Source organism: Cytophagaceae bacterium (assembly GCA_016722655.1).
Taxonomy (GTDB): domain Bacteria; phylum Bacteroidota; class Bacteroidia; order Cytophagales; family Spirosomataceae; genus Leadbetterella.
In genome coordinates, this window is record JADKIR010000004.1 from 2517444 (window position 1) to 2534603 (window position 17160).

The 17160-nt window shown below is 37.5% G+C and carries 13 protein-coding genes; 7 read left to right on the forward strand and 6 right to left on the reverse strand.

The features are described 5' to 3' along the window. Nucleotides 1–4 precede the first annotated feature (4 nt). On the forward strand, nt 5–544 hold the full coding sequence (locus IPP61_11360) for a DinB family protein (GenBank protein MBL0325762.1): 540 nt from the start codon (nt 5–7) through the stop codon (nt 542–544). Then, nucleotides 537–1148, forward strand: coding sequence for a hypothetical protein (locus IPP61_11365; protein MBL0325763.1), 612 nt, complete (start codon nt 537–539; stop codon nt 1146–1148). Before IPP61_11360 ends, IPP61_11365 begins: the two co-directional genes overlap by 8 nt. A 338-nt stretch (nt 1149–1486) precedes the next feature. On the opposite strand, the gene IPP61_11370 is transcribed toward IPP61_11365, so the two are convergent. The 4 genes from IPP61_11370 to IPP61_11385 form a co-directional block, all read right to left on the reverse strand. Beyond that, nucleotides 1487–1864, reverse strand: a complete 378-nt coding sequence (locus tag IPP61_11370; protein MBL0325764.1) for a GxxExxY protein — start codon at nt 1862–1864, stop codon at nt 1487–1489. A gap of 45 nt (nt 1865–1909) precedes the next feature. Then, entirely contained in the window at nt 1910–2659 is a 750-nt protein-coding gene (locus IPP61_11375; GenBank protein MBL0325765.1) for a polysaccharide deacetylase family protein, read from the reverse strand. A 45-nt stretch (nt 2660–2704) separates the two neighbouring features. Continuing rightward, the gene (locus IPP61_11380; GenBank protein ID MBL0325766.1) at nt 2705–5347 is read right to left on the reverse strand and encodes a glucosidase; all 2643 of its coding nucleotides are present in this window, start codon (nt 5345–5347) and stop codon (nt 2705–2707) included. 69 nt (nt 5348–5416) lie between these two features. Continuing rightward, nucleotides 5417–6178 (reverse strand): biotin--[acetyl-CoA-carboxylase] ligase, encoded by a 762-nt coding sequence (locus IPP61_11385; GenBank protein MBL0325767.1) that lies wholly within the window; start codon nt 6176–6178, stop codon nt 5417–5419. A gap of 95 nt (nt 6179–6273) precedes the next feature. Here IPP61_11385 and rsfS point away from each other — a divergent pair, with 95 nt between their 5' ends. The 3 genes from rsfS to IPP61_11400 all read left to right on the forward strand — a co-directional run bounded on the left by rsfS (nt 6274) and on the right by IPP61_11400 (nt 11225). Next, nucleotides 6274–6669, forward strand: a complete 396-nt coding sequence (gene rsfS, locus IPP61_11390) for a ribosome silencing factor (protein MBL0325768.1) — start codon at nt 6274–6276, stop codon at nt 6667–6669. Between the two features lie 29 nt (nt 6670–6698). Then, nucleotides 6699–8726 (forward strand): ATP-dependent zinc metalloprotease FtsH, encoded by a 2028-nt coding sequence (ftsH, locus tag IPP61_11395; GenBank protein ID MBL0325769.1) that lies wholly within the window; start codon nt 6699–6701, stop codon nt 8724–8726. Nucleotides 8727–8921: 195 nt separating this feature from the next. After that, entirely contained in the window at nt 8922–11225 is a 2304-nt protein-coding gene (locus tag IPP61_11400) for a hypothetical protein (GenBank protein ID MBL0325770.1), read from the forward strand. Between the two features lie 4 nt (nt 11226–11229). Here the strand turns inward: IPP61_11400 and ggt are convergent, their stop codons facing one another. Beyond that, nucleotides 11230–13008 carry a gamma-glutamyltransferase gene (ggt, locus tag IPP61_11405; protein MBL0325771.1) on the reverse strand — a complete coding sequence of 593 codons (1779 nt, stop codon included), beginning with the start codon at nt 13006–13008 and terminating at the stop codon, nt 11230–11232. Between the two features lie 144 nt (nt 13009–13152). Between ggt and IPP61_11410 the strand changes: the two genes are divergently transcribed. Both IPP61_11410 and IPP61_11415 read left to right on the forward strand, forming a co-directional pair. Then, nucleotides 13153–14394 carry an ABC transporter permease gene (locus tag IPP61_11410; protein MBL0325772.1) on the forward strand — a complete coding sequence of 414 codons (1242 nt, stop codon included), beginning with the start codon at nt 13153–13155 and terminating at the stop codon, nt 14392–14394. 108 nt (nt 14395–14502) lie between these two features. After that, a complete protein-coding gene (locus IPP61_11415) occupies nt 14503–15318 on the forward strand; it encodes a universal stress protein (GenBank protein MBL0325773.1) in 816 nt (271 codons plus the stop codon). Between the two features lie 2 nt (nt 15319–15320). Here IPP61_11415 and IPP61_11420 read toward each other — a convergent pair whose 3' ends face one another. Next, entirely contained in the window at nt 15321–17096 is a 1776-nt protein-coding gene (locus IPP61_11420; GenBank protein ID MBL0325774.1) for an arginine--tRNA ligase, read from the reverse strand. Nucleotides 17097–17160 lie beyond the last annotated feature (64 nt).

Sequence of the window (17160 nt, forward strand, 5' to 3'; positions counted from 1 at the left end):
ACCTATGAATAAAAATAATCTAAATGAAATTTTTGCAAAAACTGAGGCTCTTTTTGCAATTTACAGAAATGGTCTTTTGGAATACTCTGATGAGGATTTTATTTACAAATCTTCACCTGAAACCTGGTCTTTGGCTCAAATGTATGAGCACGTATGTCTGAGCGGAAAGAAGTTTTTCCTTGCCAATACCAAAAGGTGTATGGAACAGAGAAACGGTCAACTAGGAGGTGAAAAAAATGCTGCAGGTGAAAATGTTTTTAAATATGGGGGATTTCCGCCAATGAAATTTAAGGTTCCGGCAGGATTGAATGCTCTTGAAATTGTTGGGAGGGACAAATCGGCTTATATTTCTGAAATTGAGGAGATTATAAATTCTGCAAAACTGATGGTTGAACCTTTAAATCAGGATCCCGGCGAATATAAGACCCTGCATCCAGTTTTGGGATGGCTCAATGCAGCAGAATGGTACCAAAATCTTGAAATGCATACCAGGCACCATCTTCGTCAAAAAGAAGAACTCGAAAACCTGGCAAAAAATGGCTGACATCAGGTACCGGGTTTATCCGACCTTACTCAATGAGTTTGCAAAATTCCTTTCTAACCCATCTCTTGAGCATCGCAGTGCTCTTTTAAACAGAATCAACCGTGTTTCAGATTTTGATGAACAAACTTTGATGAAATTCAGAAGGGGAACAAGTTTTGAGGATGCAGTTTTGAAAGATAAAAAAAGCGATTTTGATTTAGAAGTTATCTTCAGAGTAAAAGAAATGCTGCCCAAAAACTTCGTTTCTCAGTTGGCCGTTAAATTTAACCACGCTGATGTTCAGTTTTACGGTTTTGCCGATGTGGCAGGCGAGGGGAGGGTGATTGATATCAAAACGACTTCCAGTTATAAAGAAAGTAAATACAAGACCAATTTTCAGAATCTGTATCTCTATGCACTGAAAGACAAAGGGTTCTCTCAAATGGAATACATTATTTATGATTTTGAAACCATTAAGCATGAGGTGTATTCACTTGAGAATTACGACTTCAGCCTCCAACTCCACTACATGGAAATGTTTACCGAATTTTTGGATGAAAACCGGCGATTTATTACTGACAAAAAGATTTTTGTAGAGCCTCAGGTTGGGGGATTGTTTGGGTGATTTTTTTCGCAAAGTATTCAAGATTGCACAGATCTTTTCTGCGGTATTCTGTGTATTCTGTGAGCTATATTTTTCGCACGGAAGTCAAGGAATTGCACAGAAGTTTTCCGTTGTATTCTGTGTATTCTGTGAGCTGTTTTTTTTCGCACAGAAGTCACGGAATTGCACAGAAGTTTTTCGTGGTATTCTGTGTATTCTGTGAGCTGTTTTTTCGCACTGAAGTCACGGAATTGCACAGAAGTTTTCCGAGGTATTCTGAGTATTCTGTGAGCTGTTTTTTTCGCACAGAAGTCATGGAATTGCACAGAAGTTTTTCGTGGTATTATGTGAGCAAAAATTTAGTTGATAATCCTTACGAGACTCTCTTTATCTCTTAAAGAATCAACATTAAAGTTTACTAAAAACCCCAGTCGTTTATCAGAAAGCTTAAGGTAATTAAGCAGTTGTTTTTTGTGTACATTAATCAACATTTCAACTGATTTGACTTCTATAATAATCTGGTCTTCAACCAGAATATCCATTTTAAAACCCAATCCTAGTCTCTCATTTTTGTAAAATACAGGGATATTGACTTGGCTTTTGACCTTTATGCCCAGGTTTTTTAATTCAAGTATAAGTGCTGCTTCATATACTGATTCCAGAAGGCCCGGTCCCATTTCTTTGAAAACAGTAAAAATCGCTCCTCTAACTATATAGGATAAATCATTTAATTCCATGTGCTTCAGGGATTTAAGTTTTGATTTAACAAATATATAAAATTTCTACTTTTCTAATAATTCATCCACCCTACTAAACTCATACCCCTTTCCCTTCAAATCCTTTATTAATTCCGGAAGCCTTAAATAAAATTTATCAGTTCGCTCGGGTGCGGTGCCGATGTGTATAAGTAAAATGAAGCCGTTGAGGGTATTTTTTCTTTCATAATCAATTATACTGTTATAAATGACTTCTGAGTTTCTATAGTTTTTCAAGTCGGGTGTAGTATAATCAGTATTAGAAAGTGTACCCGAGGTGAAATTTATCAATTTTAAGCCTGATTCTTCTGTCCATTTTGAGATTGTGTCGTTGTACCATTCATATGGAGGTAAGAAATACTTTGCTTCAGATTTTTTGATGCCAAATCGGGCCATTTTTCCATAATTTTTATTCAAATCGCTCAGAAACTCTTCTTTTGAAACCAAAAGACTATCCCGATTTTCCCAGGAACAATAAAGCAGATGTTTATCAGAATGTGCTCCCAGATAGTGACCTGATTTTTTGAGTTTTTTGATAAGGCTTCCGAAATTTCCATTTCTATAAAAATCTCCGGTAAAAAAGAACGAAGCTTTGATTTTTTCCTCTTTCAAAGTTTTCGAAATAAATTTCCCACCATCCGCAAATTCATGCCCGGTAAAAACGATAGCAATTTCTTTTTTTTTGATATCACCTCTTAAAATAGCACCACGTGCAGACTGAATCTGAGCAACGCAGATTGTTGGCAAGCAAAAAAACAGAATTAAGTAATATCTCAAGTTCTCTTAAATAATTTTCAAGATACAAAATCTTTCAAATTTTTGTTATTCCTGATTTACTTCCTGAATCAAATCTGCCACCAGACCCGTCCAGCCGGTTTGGTGGGCAGCACCCAGCCCACGGCCATTGTCACCATGAAAATACTCGAAGAACAAATAGTAATCTTTGAAATGAGGGCTTTCATTGAAGGTTTTTTCCTCACCATTAAATGGCATTTTTGCTGATTTGTCTTTTTTGAAAAGGTTTACAAGCCTTTTTGAAATTTCTGTAGCAGCTTCCTTAATAGTTACGATTTGCCCCGAATTGGTCGGATATTCTACCTCATAATCCTCACCATAATATTGGGAATATTTATGTAAGGAATTTATTATTAAATAATTAAGTGGAAACCACACCGGCCCACGCCAGTTGGAATTTCCACCCATAATTGTAAGGTCTGACTCACCTGGCGTATATTCCACTTTAAGATTTTCTCCTTTTAAATTAAAATGATAAGGAGAATCTTTATGGAATTTTGACAGTGACCTTATACCGTAATCAGACAAAAATTCACTTTCATCAAAAAGTTTTTTGAATACCATACGCATCCTGTGTCCCCTCAAAAGTGACAATAAATGCGTTTCTCCTTTGCCGGGCTCATGCCATCTCGAAATCAATGAAGCCAGATCAGGGCGGTTTTTCAGAATCCATTCCAGTCGTCTTTTAAAATCGGGAAGTTTGTTCAATAATTCCTCATCAATTACCTCAACCGCACAAAGGGGAATCAATCCTACCAATGACCTGATTTTCAGGAATAAAGTATGGGCGTCGGGGGTATATATTTTGTCATAATAAAACTGATCTTCTTCGTCCCAAAGCCCCATATTTGACTCGCTGATGGGTTGATTGATGGCAGCTGCAATGTACAGAAAATGTTCAAAAAACTTGGAGGCCATGTCCTGATAAGCTGGCCTTTCCAGTGAAATCTCACAGGCGATTTTCAGCATATTCAGCGTATAAATGGCCATCCAACCGGTGGCGTCGGCTTGTTGAAGTTTGAGCCCGGGAATCTGAGCATTGCGGTCAAAAACCCCGATGTTATCCAGTCCAAGGAACCCTCCGCCAAAAATATTATTGCCATCTTCGTCTTTTTGGTTGACCCACCAGGTAAAATTGAGAAGTAGCTTATGAAAAATCCTTTCCAGAAACTTCACGTCTCCCACTCCACCGTTCATCTCTTTGTCGGTTTCATATACTTTCCAGGTCGCCCAGGCGTGTACGGGTGGGTTTACGTCCGAAAAATTCCACTCATAGGCCGGAATCTGGCCGTTGGGGTGCATATAATATTCTCTTAAAACTACCGCCAATTGCCTTTTTGCAAAATCGGGGTCAATGCGGGCCAAAGTAGCCGTATGAAACGCCAAATCCCATGCCGCAAACCAGGGATATTCCCATTTATCGGGCATCGAAAGTATATTGGCCATGTAGGCATGCTTCCAGGGAGAATTTCGCTCAAATGCCCTTCCTCTGAACTCAAACGGCATTTTTGGGTCACCGTTCATCCACTGGTCTATGTTGTAATAATAAAATTGCTTACTCCACATCATTCCTGCGAATGCCTGCCTTTGTATGGCCTTTTCTTCTTCTGATTTTATGTCTTTTTGTACAAAAGCATAAAAATCATCCGCATCTTTTTTTGCGGTTTCGAAAGTTTCTTCAGCGTCCTGCAGTGGATTTTCCAGATTTTCCTGATCACAGAATCTAAAATAATATTCGACTGATGAGCCTACTTTGATGATTTTGGAATATTTAGCCGACATTTTAGTGCCGCTCAAATATTTATTTACAGCATCTTTTTTGCCATTAATAATGTATTCGTTTATTCCATCTTTCAAAAACTCACTTTCGTTATCTTTTCCAAATACTTTTTCAAGATTGGTTTCATTTTCACAAAAGATCAGCTCGTCGGCTTCTTTGAAATACACCCACATAGGATCAAACAAGCGGTGTTTCACTTCTATTTTTTGATCATTAATGGCTTTTAGAATCGGTTTTTCTTCATATTCATCGTAACCCCAATCCCAGGTATTTCTGAACCATACTGTGGGCAAAACAGTAAGCGGGGCATTATGATTGCTCCGGTTGTGAGCAGAAACTTTTACATAAATATCATTGATGTCTTTTTTTGCATATTCGATAAAAATATCAAAATAATTATCATCTTCGAAAATGCCGGTATCCACCAGTTCATATTCAAGGGCATCGATTCCTCTTTCTTTGTTGGCTTTTACCAATTGGTCATAAGGAAATTCACCAATAGGATATTTGTACAGCATTTTCATGTAGGAATGTGTAGGCGTGCTGTCGAGATAATAATACAGCTCTTTTACATCTTCACCATGATTGCCTTCATTGTTGGTAAGCCCAAAAAGTCTTTCTTTAAGAATGTCATCTTTGTGGTTCCAGAAAGCCAGTGCCAGGCATATATGTTGTTTATTATCAGAGATTCCCCCAATTCCGTCTTCCCCCCATCTGTAAGCACGTGAACGAGCCATGTCATGGCTGAAGTAGTTCCAGGCGTCACCATATATGCTATAGTCTTCCCTTACGGTACCCCATTGTCTTTCTGATAAATAAGGACCCCATTTTTTCCAGCCTTTATTGTCAGATCTTTCGGCCAGCCTTAGTTTTTCTTTTAATAAGGTCATAGATTTTAATTCTTCGGTTGTACAAAAATATCTTTTCGGTGAAGGGTTCAAAGACTTGAAGCCCGATTCCTAAAAAATGTATTCTAATTCCTTGATATTGTAATATTTTTCTTGATTTTCTACATTTATTTTTAAAAGTCCGTTACGTGCAACATCATCAATTATTCCTTCAAAAACTATTTCATTTGCTTTGTAAAATCCTGATTTCCTGAATCTTAAAAGGTGATTTAAATAGCTGAACTTTAACTTTTCAAAATGCCCGCTTTTTAATGCCAAAACATTCTTTTCGAAATGTTCCAAAATTTTTTCAATAATTGTACCCCGATCAAGGACTTTTTCTAAAATTTTTGCCATTGAGGTAGCTCTGGGGTTTTCAAAAACCGTTTGATTAATATTTATCCCAATCCCAACTATTGATTTGTCCATCCTATTTCCCGAAAGACTGTTTTCAATCAGGATACCACCTAATTTTTGATTTTTGTAAAAAATATCATTTGGCCATTTGATTTTCAGGTCACCGCCAGGTATAATTTCTGAAAGTGACTCTATGACTGATAAAGCAGTGCAAATACTCAGATCGTATTGATTATTAAGGGTTAAGAAGTCTGTTTGCAACATTAAGCTCATCAAAATGTTCATTTCAGAACTACTTTCCCAAATATTTCCTCTCTGGCCTTTTCCCTGAGTTTGCAAATCGGTAAGTATGACAGTTCCGTCAATAAACTCAGAATTTTGAATTATTTCACTCGCTATATCGTTGGTAGAATGACAAGATGGCAGGAAAATTACATTTTTCCCGACAAAAAAAGTTTTGGGTCGAATTTTGAGCAAAATGAATTAATTTAGCGTTTTAAAAAAAATCTGTGATGTGGGAATATTAGAATATTTCTGCCCACCGCTCGCAAATTTAACTATTAATGATTTGAATGAAAAAAACTAAGAATATTTCGAGTGAACAGCTTTGCGATTTTGTAATTCACGGAATGCAGGAAAAAAAAGGATTTGATATTGTAAAGCTTGATCTGAGAAAAATTCCGGGAACAATTACCGATTTTTTTGTTATATGTTCAGGAAACTCCGACACACAGATTGACGCTGTTGCGGGATCGGTTGAGGAGGAAGTGGTAAAATCAGCAAAAGAACTTCCATGGCACAAAGAGGGGATTCAAAATAAAGAATGGATTCTTCTGGATTATATTGACGTGGTGGTTCATGTATTTAAAAAAGACCGCAGAGAATTTTATGATATCGAATCCCTCTGGGGCGATGCAGATTTTTCGTATTACGGCGATACTTTGGTGGCATCAAGAGTGCCTTTATAACAGATGATTAAAATTTTTAACTATTTATAATGTCAGATAACAACAATATTCCTCAACCGAGAAAAAAAATTAACCCTAATCCCGGTGGAATACAAGGGTGGGTCATTGCTGGTTTAATTTTCGCTATTATTGGGTTGCTATTTATCAATGGTTCTACCAAGCTGGGTTCTGTTTCTTACAAATCATTTGAAAAAATGGTAAGTAAAGGTGACGTGGACAAAGTTTCTATTGTAAAAGGTACCAATGCACTGGAGATAAACCTAACTCCCCAGGCTCTTCAAAAAGCCGAATATACCAAAAGTTTGGGTCAAAATAAGTTCTCAACAGGCCCCCATTTAAAAGTTGATATCATTTCGGAAGATTCGTTTATGAATGAATACACGCATTTTCTGGAGAAATCAACATTACCTGATGACGTAAAATCAAGATTATATCCTGAAACCGTAAGCAGGTCAGACTATATGAGTATTTTCTGGCAGTGGTTTCCTTTGATTTTCTTTTTTGGTTTGATGTATTTTGTAATGACCCGTATGTCAGGAGGTGGCCCGGGTGGGGCACTCTTCAATATTGGGAAATCGAAAGCAGCTCTTTTTGATGCCGACAATAAAGTTAAAATCACATTTGTGGATGTAGCAGGTCTGGATGAAGCCAAAGAAGAGTTAACAGAGATTGTTGAGTTTTTGAAAAAACCGGGCAAATACACTGAGTTGGGTGGAAAAATACCAAAAGGAGCCTTGCTTGTAGGCCCTCCGGGAACAGGTAAAACCCTGATGGCAAAGGCAGTAGCAGGTGAAGCCTCAGTTCCGTTTTTCTCACTTTCAGGTTCTGATTTTGTTGAAATGTTTGTGGGAGTAGGTGCAGCACGTGTGCGTGACCTTTTCAAACAAGCGAAGGAAAAAGCACCTTGTATTATTTTTATAGATGAAATTGACGCTGTAGGTCGTAGCCGTGGAAAAGGTGCAATGCCTGGTGGTAACGATGAGCGTGAAAATACATTGAACTCGCTTTTGGTCGAAATGGATGGGTTTGGTTCTGATTCCGGAATCATAATTCTTGCTGCAACTAACCGTCCTGACGTTTTGGATCCTGCATTACTTCGTCCGGGTCGTTTTGACCGCCAGATAAGTGTAGATGTCCCTGATATCAATGGTCGCGAGGCGATATTTAAAGTTCACCTTAAGCCGGTAAAAACCGCCGAAGAAGTTGATCCTAAGAAACTTGCCGCACAAACACCAGGTTTTGCCGGTGCCGAAATTGCCAACGTATGTAACGAAGCTGCCCTTTTGGCTGCACGTAGAGGCAAAAAACAGGTAGAAATGAAAGATTTTCAGGATGCCATAGACCGTGAAATTGGTGGACTTGAAAAGAAAAATAAACTAATTTCCCCTGAAGAAAAAGAAATTGTGGCTTTCCATGAAGCCGGACACGCCATCACAGGTTGGTTTTTAGAGCATGCCAATCCATTGGTAAAAGTGAGTATCGTGCCGAGAGGAATTGCGGCTCTGGGTTATGCCCAATATCTGCCTAGGGAGCAGTATTTGTATCGTACAGAGCAGCTTTTTGATGAAATGTGTATGTCGTTGGGTGGTAGAGCTGCAGAAGAAGTGGTTTTTGGGAAAATATCGACAGGTGCCCTGAGCGACCTTGAAAAAATCACCAAAATGGCCTACAGTATGGTAACTATTTATGGTATGAATGATAAAATCGGAAACGTTTCGTTTTATGATTCTAAAGGTCAGAACGAATATTCTTTCACTAAGCCATATTCTGATCAAACTGCCCAGTTGATTGACGAAGAAGTTAAAAAACTGATTGATATTGCTTATACTACAACCAAAGAATTGTTGGTCGAAAAACGCGACAAACTGGATATACTCGCTAAAGAACTTCTAAAACGTGAGATTATTTATCAGCATGATCTTGAAGAACTTATTGGTAAAAGGCCTTTTGAGAAAGAGACTTCTTATCAGGAGTTTATGAATAAAAAAGATGATGAACCGGTAGCTCAGCCGCAGGAAGAAAAAGCTGAAGAAACTGAACAATCGCAAGCCAATTGATAAAAATTTCAATATTTCATAGAGAACCTCCTTTTGGAGGTTTTTTTGTGAATTATTATTATTGAAATAATTCTTTTTGGCGAAATTTAAATTCAATAATTGTTTAAAATGTCAGTTTGATTCAATTATTGGCATTATTTTTATTCTATTATTCGTTGTGAAAACAATTGCTTTCTAGAAATCGATTTTCCTAATATGCAAAAAACTAAATTATTAGCATTTTTCCTTTTGATATGGACAGGTGCTTTTGGCCAAAATATTTTTAATTCAGAAAAAGTATTTATTCATACTGACCGTGATACTTATTTCCCGGGTGATACCATCTGGTTTAAAGCATATGTATTAGATGCAGCTACTCATAAAGAATCAAATAAGTCAGGGGTTTTGAATGTTTCCTTAAAAAATCCTGAAAACAAGCTTATCAGATTTCATAAATTATACTTGAATAAGGGTATCACCACAATGCAGATGGTGTTGCCTAAAACTGCCGGCCTGGGAGTTTATAGTTTGGAATCGAACACAAAACTGATTGAAGCCGATGGAGAAGATTTTTATTTCAAAAAGCCTTTAAAAGTCATTTCCAGAATACCCGTTCCTGAAAAGAAATTAATTACTAAAAATAACCGGCCTCTGCTTGAATTCTTTCCCGAAGGCGGTAATCTTGTTGCAGGTTTAGATTGTAAAATTGCCTTCAGATTTAACCAAACCGATAGTATTCCCAAAGGATTTGAAGGTATAGTGGTAGATCAGTCAGGTAAGGAAGTCGCCTATTTTTATAACGGATATAAAGGAATGGGTACTTTTTTCTTAAAACCCGATTACAATAAATCATACAAGGCGATTTTTGATTATGGAAAATCCAAGAAAGAAGTGGCTCTACCGGCAGTTATGCAGGAAGGTTTTGTGATTTCGGCAGATAATGTAGTTTTTAGTGAAGGAATTCTGATAAATATACATTCCAATAAAAATGAACCCGAAAAATTAAGGATTTATGCTCACCAAAGAGGAAATGAGCTTCTTAATATTCCTTTTGAAACACAAAATTCGGTTTACAAATTTGTAATTGGAGACGTAATTGTTGAAGATGATGGTGTAATTGAGATACTTCTTTTTGACCAAAATAATAAGATTTTAAACAAAAGGCTGGTTTATTATCAAAAAGGGAATAAACCAAAAATAAGCTTTGAGAAAGTTAAAAAACAGCTTATTCCAAAAGGTAAAGTTGAATTTGATCTTTTATTGAAGGATGGAAGTGCACCCATTAAAAACGCTAATCTTTCAGTGTCAGTACGGGATGCTGCATTGAGTAAAGCTTTTGCCGCAGAAAATTCAGATATGTATAATTATATCCAGGTCAACTCCGATTTGGTACAAAAAATATCTCAATTGGATACCCTTTTAAAATTGCCCAAAACAGTCTCGAAAAACAATTTTGATATCATAATGTTGACTTTTGAGGGTCGAAAAACTTCTTTTGATGCACGCCCGAAAGAAGAAATAGAAACTGCTTTGAAGTTTGAAGGAATAGTTTCTATGGGTGATTCATTATTGAAAAATCAGAAAGTCGATTTGTTTATAATGGATAAAGCCTCCTTAAGTGCTCAGGAAGTTACATCCGATTCACTTGGCCATTTTACCGTGTCCGGCCCCTGGATTGATTCTGTAAAAATATTGGGAATGGTAGATTCCAACAAATGGTTGACTATCAAGCCGGTTGTTGATTCAACTATGTTGGTTTTAACTGAAAATCAAGTTGCTACAAAAACTACCCTGCCAGTTACCAAACCGGCAACAACAAAGACTGGAACTACTCCCGTAAAACCTGGAACAACTGCCAAACCAGGCACCACCACGGCCAAAGTACCGGTTCAAAAAAGTGTTGAACTTAAAGAAGTGGTAATAAAAGGTAAAAAAGGATTGGATGTAAGAAATGATTACCGCCGCAAGCCTTATAATTGGGAAGCCGATAAGGAACTCGTTGTAGTGGAGGAGTTAAGCAAAAAATACAACAGTGCAGCCGAATTGATAAAGGAAAATCTTTCGGAGCTTTCTGAATCGGAAATGAAACTTATGGTCGATGGCAAGTTTATCCCTTCAAAATTTATTAAAGTTTTAAAATCAGACGACATCATATTGGTCGATTTGATTACTAAAAAAGAAAAGCTGGCCAGATTTTCAGGAGAAGACAAACCTGTGATTCATATCTTAACACAGAAAGGCAAAAACATCGAAAAGGTTTTTGAGAATCCTAAAACTGCCAAATGGATGGGTTTAGGCTTCGGGAAAAATATTTGGATGCCAAATTATACCAAAAAACCAGTTCCTGTTAAGCCCGACCGCAGAGTTACCTTGTATTGGAATCCTGAACTCAAAACCAATGCTGAAGGAAAAGCTCATATCGAATTTTTCAACTCTGATTTATCCAGAAGCTATTATGTAACTGTTTCAGGAACAGATTCTAACGGTAAAATAGTGCATTATGAAGGACTTTTGAAATAATTTTTCAAAAACCCAAACTTGTATTGTCAGCCCTCGGGTCAGAGGCTCCTTCCAGGGTGCCATCAGGATGTACCATGATACAGTCCATTCTTCCGAGAGTACCTTTTTGCTGGTCTATTTCAAAACCTTTATTTCGTAGCCCTTTCAGAGCATTTTCAGTAAGGGCATTAGGCTCAAAAACTGTTCGGTCAGGTAACCATTGATGGTGAAACTTCAGGGCATTTACTGCCTGTTGCATACTCATTTTATGGTCTGTAACATTCAAAATAGTCTGATAAACTGAGGTTATGATAGTACTTCCTCCGGGTGTGCCCACCACCATCAGAAGTTTTCCGTCTTTCTCTACTATAGTGGGTGTCATTGAACTCAGCATACGTTTTTCCGGAACTATTTCATTGGCTTTATTTCCAATCAATCCAAACATATTGGGTACTCCGGCTTTGATACTAAAGTCATCCATTTCATTATTCATCAAAAATCCTGCTCCCTGCACTATCACCTTGCTACCGTAAGCACCATTGAGGGTGGTGGTGATTGAAACGGCATTTCCGTCGCCATCTACCACAGAATAGTGCGTAGTCTCATCAGACTCATAACCCGGAACCAATCCCCCTGAAATATCGGAACTTTTTGTAGCTTTTAAACTGTCAAAAGTACTCCATCTATCTCTCAAATATTTGTAGCTGGTAAGTTCTTCCATTGGTACTTTCACAAAGTCCATGTCGCCCATCCATTTTGCCCGGTCAGCATAAACCCGCCTTTCAGCCTCTATCATGACTTGAACGGTTTTCTCCGAATTCCACCCCCATTTCTGTAGTGGAAATGGCTCGGTGAATCGCAAAAGTTGTATTAAAGCCACCCCCCCGCTTGAGGAAGGTGGCATAGTGATGATATTAAAATTTTTGTATTTAGCCTCCATCGGAGCTCTCCACGCCGAATGGTACTTTTTCAAATCTTCCAATGAAATTATTCCTCCGCCTTTTTTCATTTCATGTACTAACTGATCCGCAACTTTTCCGGAATAAAATCCTTCTCTCTTGTGTTTCTGGATTTCTTCAAGGGTTGCAGCAAGGTCTTTTTGAATCAAAATATCCCCTTTTACCCATTTTGTGCCATCCGGTTTTTTAAAATAAGGTGAATCTTTTCCGTTTACTTCTTCAAATACCTGAACATTATTATTGAGTCCCAATGCTTCTCTTTCAGTTAAAACAACACCTTCTTTTGCAAGTTTTATGGCGGGCTCGAGGAGTTTTGCCCAGGGTAATTTTCCATGTTTTTGGTGCATTTCAACCATGCCATCAACCGATCCCGGAACGCCTGATGCAAGGTGGCCTTTCAAACTTAGTCCATTTATGACGTTTCCAGCAGAATCCAGATACATGTCACGATGAGCTTTCAGAGGTGCTTTTTCTCTAAAATCAAGTGTAAATGCTTTTCCGTTATTTTCTCTGATTACAGCAAACCCGCCTCCTCCAAGATTTCCTGCAAATGGGAAAACCACAGCTAGTGCAAAATGTGTGGCAACGGCAGCGTCAACTGCATTTCCACCTTGTTTGAGAATATCCAGACCCGCTTGACTGGCTTCGTGATGAGCCGATGCCACCATTCCTTTTTTTCCAAGCACTCCTTTCTTGTCTGAATAGAAAGTCTTGTTGTCGGGATCCTCTTCAAAAAGAGAAAACAGATCTTTTTTTTCTTCAATATCTTTTTTCGAAGATTTTTGTGTTTTACATGAGCCCAAAAAAATGATGAGCAGCGTGATTGACCAATATTTTAGTTTCATAAATCAGGGTTTTGGTTTTTGTGAAATCCAGCGGTCATGGATAATCACCGTTAAATTAATCAAATTGCCTAATTAATAAAATTGTAAGGTATCATATCATATTTTTTTACAACTTTAAACTCTCAAAATATAAAATCAGGCAGTATGCTATTCATAAAATTGACTTTCGAAAGCTTCAGATTTGCATGGCAGGCATTAAAATCTAATCTTCTTCGCACTATTCTATCTTTATCAGGTGTAACCATTGGTATATTTTCGATAATCGGTGTTTATACCATGGTAGATTCTTTGGAAGCAAATATCAAGAATAGTTTGAGTTCCATTGGTGACAAGGTAATATATGTAGAAAAATTTCCATGGCAATTTGGTGACGGGGAATATCCCTGGTGGCGTTATTTCAGAAGACCAAGACCCAAATATTCTGAATACAAATATTTGAAAGAGAATCTCGAAACAGCCAGAGCAGTAACCATCATGGACTGGTATTTGGCTTCTGCAAAATATAAAAACTCAAATTATAATTCGCTTTGTCAGGGTATTACTTATGATTTTAATCTCATTACTGAGGTTCCGATTTTATCAGGAAGATATTTTTCTCCCAACGAAATTGAATCTGGTCGTAATGTGGCCGTTTTGGGTGGGGAAGTTGCCGATGTGCTCTTTGGAGAGGAAGACCCTCTGGGAAAACCTGTCAAGATTAAAGGTGAAAATTTCGTGGTGATAGGTGTGCAGGAAAAAAAAGGGAAACAACTGGTTGATGTTGGTGGAAATCCAGATCAGAAAATTTACATTCCTTTTGTAAAACATAAAAGGATGTTCAGCTCAGGTAATCTTTATGGAACTATTTCGGTGCAAGCTTTTGAAACGGATGCCAAAATGGTTAAGCTGGAAAACGAAATCAGAGGTAAAATGCGTACTGTCAGAGGTTTAAGACCTTTAGATGAAGATAATTTTGCCTTGAATCGCCCTGATGCAGCGGCTAATTTCCTAACCTCAATATTTGGTTCATTGAGGGCTGGCGGATTTGTGATTGGATTATTTTCTTTATTGATTGGCGGGTTTGGAATCGCTAATATTATGTTTGTTTCTGTCAAAGAAAGAACCAATATCATTGGAATTCAAAAATCTCTGGGAGCCAAAAACTTCTTTATTCTGTTTCAATTTCTATTTGAAGCCTTATTCCTGTGCCTTATCGGCGGCTTGTTTGGTTTATTATTGGTTTATTTGGCCAGTTTTATTCAATTAGGTAGCCTGGATATTATTCTTTCATCCGGAAATATTATTTTCGGGTTGACAATTTCAAGTGTTATAGGAATAATTGCAGGTATGATTCCGGCCACCCAGGCCGCACGTATGGATCCTGTGATTGCGATCAGAGCTAAGTAAATTCCTTTGTCAGTGATTATTATCTGTCACGGGTCATTTGAATAATTTAGTTATATCATTATTTTTTTTCTGAAAATGAATTAGATTTGATTAATTAAAAATAATCAGATGAAAACTATTTTAGTGCCAACCGATTTCAATCTTGCCGCTGAAAAGGCCATGTCAGTAGCAGTAATGCTGGCTTCGAAGATCGATGCCAGAGTGAAATTGATGACAATGTTACGGTTTCCAAAACTTACTTTTGCCCTTGTTGAAAGCTCAACCCAAAGCTCAGTAGAGTACCTTGAATCATTGCGGGGGGAAGCTCAAAGAGAGATTCAACGTTGGAAAGATTGGTATCCTGATGTTGAAATTGAAGGTATTGTTAAAGAAGATTTTGACCAACTGATTCCTGCCATTTTAAGTGAGGAGGCTGACCTTATAGTGATGGGTTCAGAAGGAGCAAATGGGTGGAAAGACTACCTGTCGGGAACCAATTCTCAAAATGTTATCAGAAAAGCAGATTGCCCTGTGTTGGTTTTGAAAGAAAATACTCAGCTAGATAAACTGGATAGAATACTCTTTGTAACAGACTTTGAAAAAACCGGATTTATTGAAAAATCTCAGGAGTTGTTGAATTTGAAAAATACCAAAAATCATTTTGTTTTTATTGATGCCGGTGAATACGACGAAGACCGAAAAGAACTTTACGACAGAGCAAAAGAAGTAGAAAAAGAGTATAAAATTCAAAATTTCGATTTTGAAATTTATCACCATGACAATATCCCCGGAGGTATAATCCAATATGCCGAAAAATTAAAAATAGATCTTATTGTGATGTACACACATGGTCGTAAAGGCATGCAGCGTTTCCTTTTCGGAAGTATAGCCGAGCAAGTGGTAAATAGCTCAACTACACCGGTTTTAAGCGTTCTGGAGCACTAAAATTACATTTTCTCCGGTACATCGATACCCAATAAGCCCATGCCATGTTTGATGGTTTGGGCTATTTTTTTGACCAATGCCAGTCTCAAAGTTTTAATACTTTCGTCGGTTTCATTGATAACCGAATGCTGGGCATAGAAACCGTTAAATGTTTTAGCCAGATCATAAACATAGTTGGCAATTACTGCCGGGGAGTACTCTTCAGCGGCTTTCTGTATGATATCAGGATATTGGTTAATTAAAAACACCAAATCCAACTCTTCTTTATTTAAAATGCTACCCTCGGCAATCTCAATATTTTGATTTTCAGTGATGTTGGCTCTTCTCAGAATCGATTTGATACGGGCATGGGTATATTGAATAAATGGTCCTGTATTCCCCTGGAAATCAATAGATTCCTCTGGGTTAAAGAGCATTCTTTTCTTAGGCTCAACTTTTAAAAGGAAATATTTCAGGGCTCCCAATGCCAGCATTCTGAAAAGCTTTTGAGCTTCGTCGTTTTCAAAATCGTCAATCTTGCCTTTTTCTTTGGTCGAGACTGCTGCTGTTTCGATCATTTCAGCTACCAGATCATCAGCATCTACTACAGTTCCCTCTCTCGATTTCATTTTTCCTGATGGCAAATCCACCATACCATAACTTAGATGAAAACAGCCTCCTGCATAGCTTCTGCCTAGCTTTTTCATGATCGCAAATAGCACTTTGAAATGATAATCCTGCTCATTTCCAACCACCCAAATCGATTTTTCGGAATGAAAGTCTGTGAATTTGAGGTCAGTAGTGCCCAAATCCTGGGTGATGTAAACAGAAGTGCCATCCCCTCTCAAAACCAGTTTGTGATCCAGACCTTCTTCGGTGAGGTCAATCCAGACACTGTTGTCATCTTTTTTGTAAAAAATACCATTTGCGAGACCCTCTTCTACCAAATCTTTTCCCAAAAGATAAGTATTTGATTCATAATAGGTTCTATCAAAATTAACCCCTATAGTTTTGTAAGTTTCGCCAAATCCCTCATATACCCATCCGTTGAGTTTTTTCCATAAATCTATGGTTGCCGGATCATTTTGTTCCCATTTTATCAACAATTCCTGAGCCTCCAGCATGATTGGTGCTTTCTTTTTAGCTTCATCTTCTGTTAATCCCTGACCAATCAACTCATTAATTTCGGCTTTATAAGCTTTGTCAAATTCCACGTAATATTTACCCACTAAATGGTCACCTTTCAGTCCGCCTGATTCAGGAGTTTCGCCATTTCCATATTTTCTATAGGCAATCATCGACTTACAAATATGGATACCACGGTCATTAACCAGGCATGCTTTGGTTACATTGTATCCGGCAGCTTTCAGAATTTCAGCTACAGAATATCCCAGAAAATTATTTCTTAAATGCCCCAAATGCAGCGGTTTATTGGTGTTAGGTGAGGAATATTCAACCATTACAGCCGGTGCATTTTCAGGAATTTCTTTTTCGATATTTTCCGAAATCACATTTTTAAAGACATTTAGCCAAAAACTATTTTTCAGTTTCAGGTTCAAAAAGCCCTGCACAACATTATAGCTTTCGAAGTCTTCAAAATTTTCCAAAAGATAGGTGCCTAAAGCATTTCCAATTTCCGGAGGTGATTTTTTTAATGATTTTACCAAACCAAAAAATACGAAAGTGTAATCTCCCTCAAAGTCTTTTCGGGTAGGTTGTAATGTAACCTCCTCGTTTACACCATATATTTTGGTAATGGTTTGAGCAATTTTGTGACTTATTTGATTGAGAACGTCCATATATTTGATTATTAGCCTGCAAAATTACAATTTTTAAGCTTGGTTTAAAACCCTTTCTGAAATA

What these genes read in the sequence shown, in the direction of transcription:
- IPP61_11360 (MBL0325762.1), top strand. Translation starts at nt 5, where the DNA reads ATGAATAAAAATAATCTAAATGAAATTTTTGCAAAAACTGAGGCTCTT.
- ggt (MBL0325771.1), bottom strand. Translation starts at nt 13,008, where the DNA reads ATGAAACTAAAATATTGGTCAATCACGCTGCTCATCATTTTTTTGGGC.
- IPP61_11370 (MBL0325764.1), bottom strand. Translation starts at nt 1,864, where the DNA reads ATGGAATTAAATGATTTATCCTATATAGTTAGAGGAGCGATTTTTACT.
- IPP61_11365 (MBL0325763.1), top strand. Translation starts at nt 537, where the DNA reads ATGGCTGACATCAGGTACCGGGTTTATCCGACCTTACTCAATGAGTTT.
- IPP61_11420 (MBL0325774.1), bottom strand. Translation starts at nt 17,096, where the DNA reads ATGGACGTTCTCAATCAAATAAGTCACAAAATTGCTCAAACCATTACC.
- IPP61_11410 (MBL0325772.1), top strand. Translation starts at nt 13,153, where the DNA reads ATGCTATTCATAAAATTGACTTTCGAAAGCTTCAGATTTGCATGGCAG.
- IPP61_11380 (MBL0325766.1), bottom strand. Translation starts at nt 5,347, where the DNA reads ATGACCTTATTAAAAGAAAAACTAAGGCTGGCCGAAAGATCTGACAAT.
- IPP61_11415 (MBL0325773.1), top strand. Translation starts at nt 14,503, where the DNA reads ATGAAAACTATTTTAGTGCCAACCGATTTCAATCTTGCCGCTGAAAAG.
- ftsH (MBL0325769.1), top strand. Translation starts at nt 6,699, where the DNA reads ATGTCAGATAACAACAATATTCCTCAACCGAGAAAAAAAATTAACCCT.
- rsfS (MBL0325768.1), top strand. Translation starts at nt 6,274, where the DNA reads ATGAAAAAAACTAAGAATATTTCGAGTGAACAGCTTTGCGATTTTGTA.
- IPP61_11400 (MBL0325770.1), top strand. Translation starts at nt 8,922, where the DNA reads ATGCAAAAAACTAAATTATTAGCATTTTTCCTTTTGATATGGACAGGT.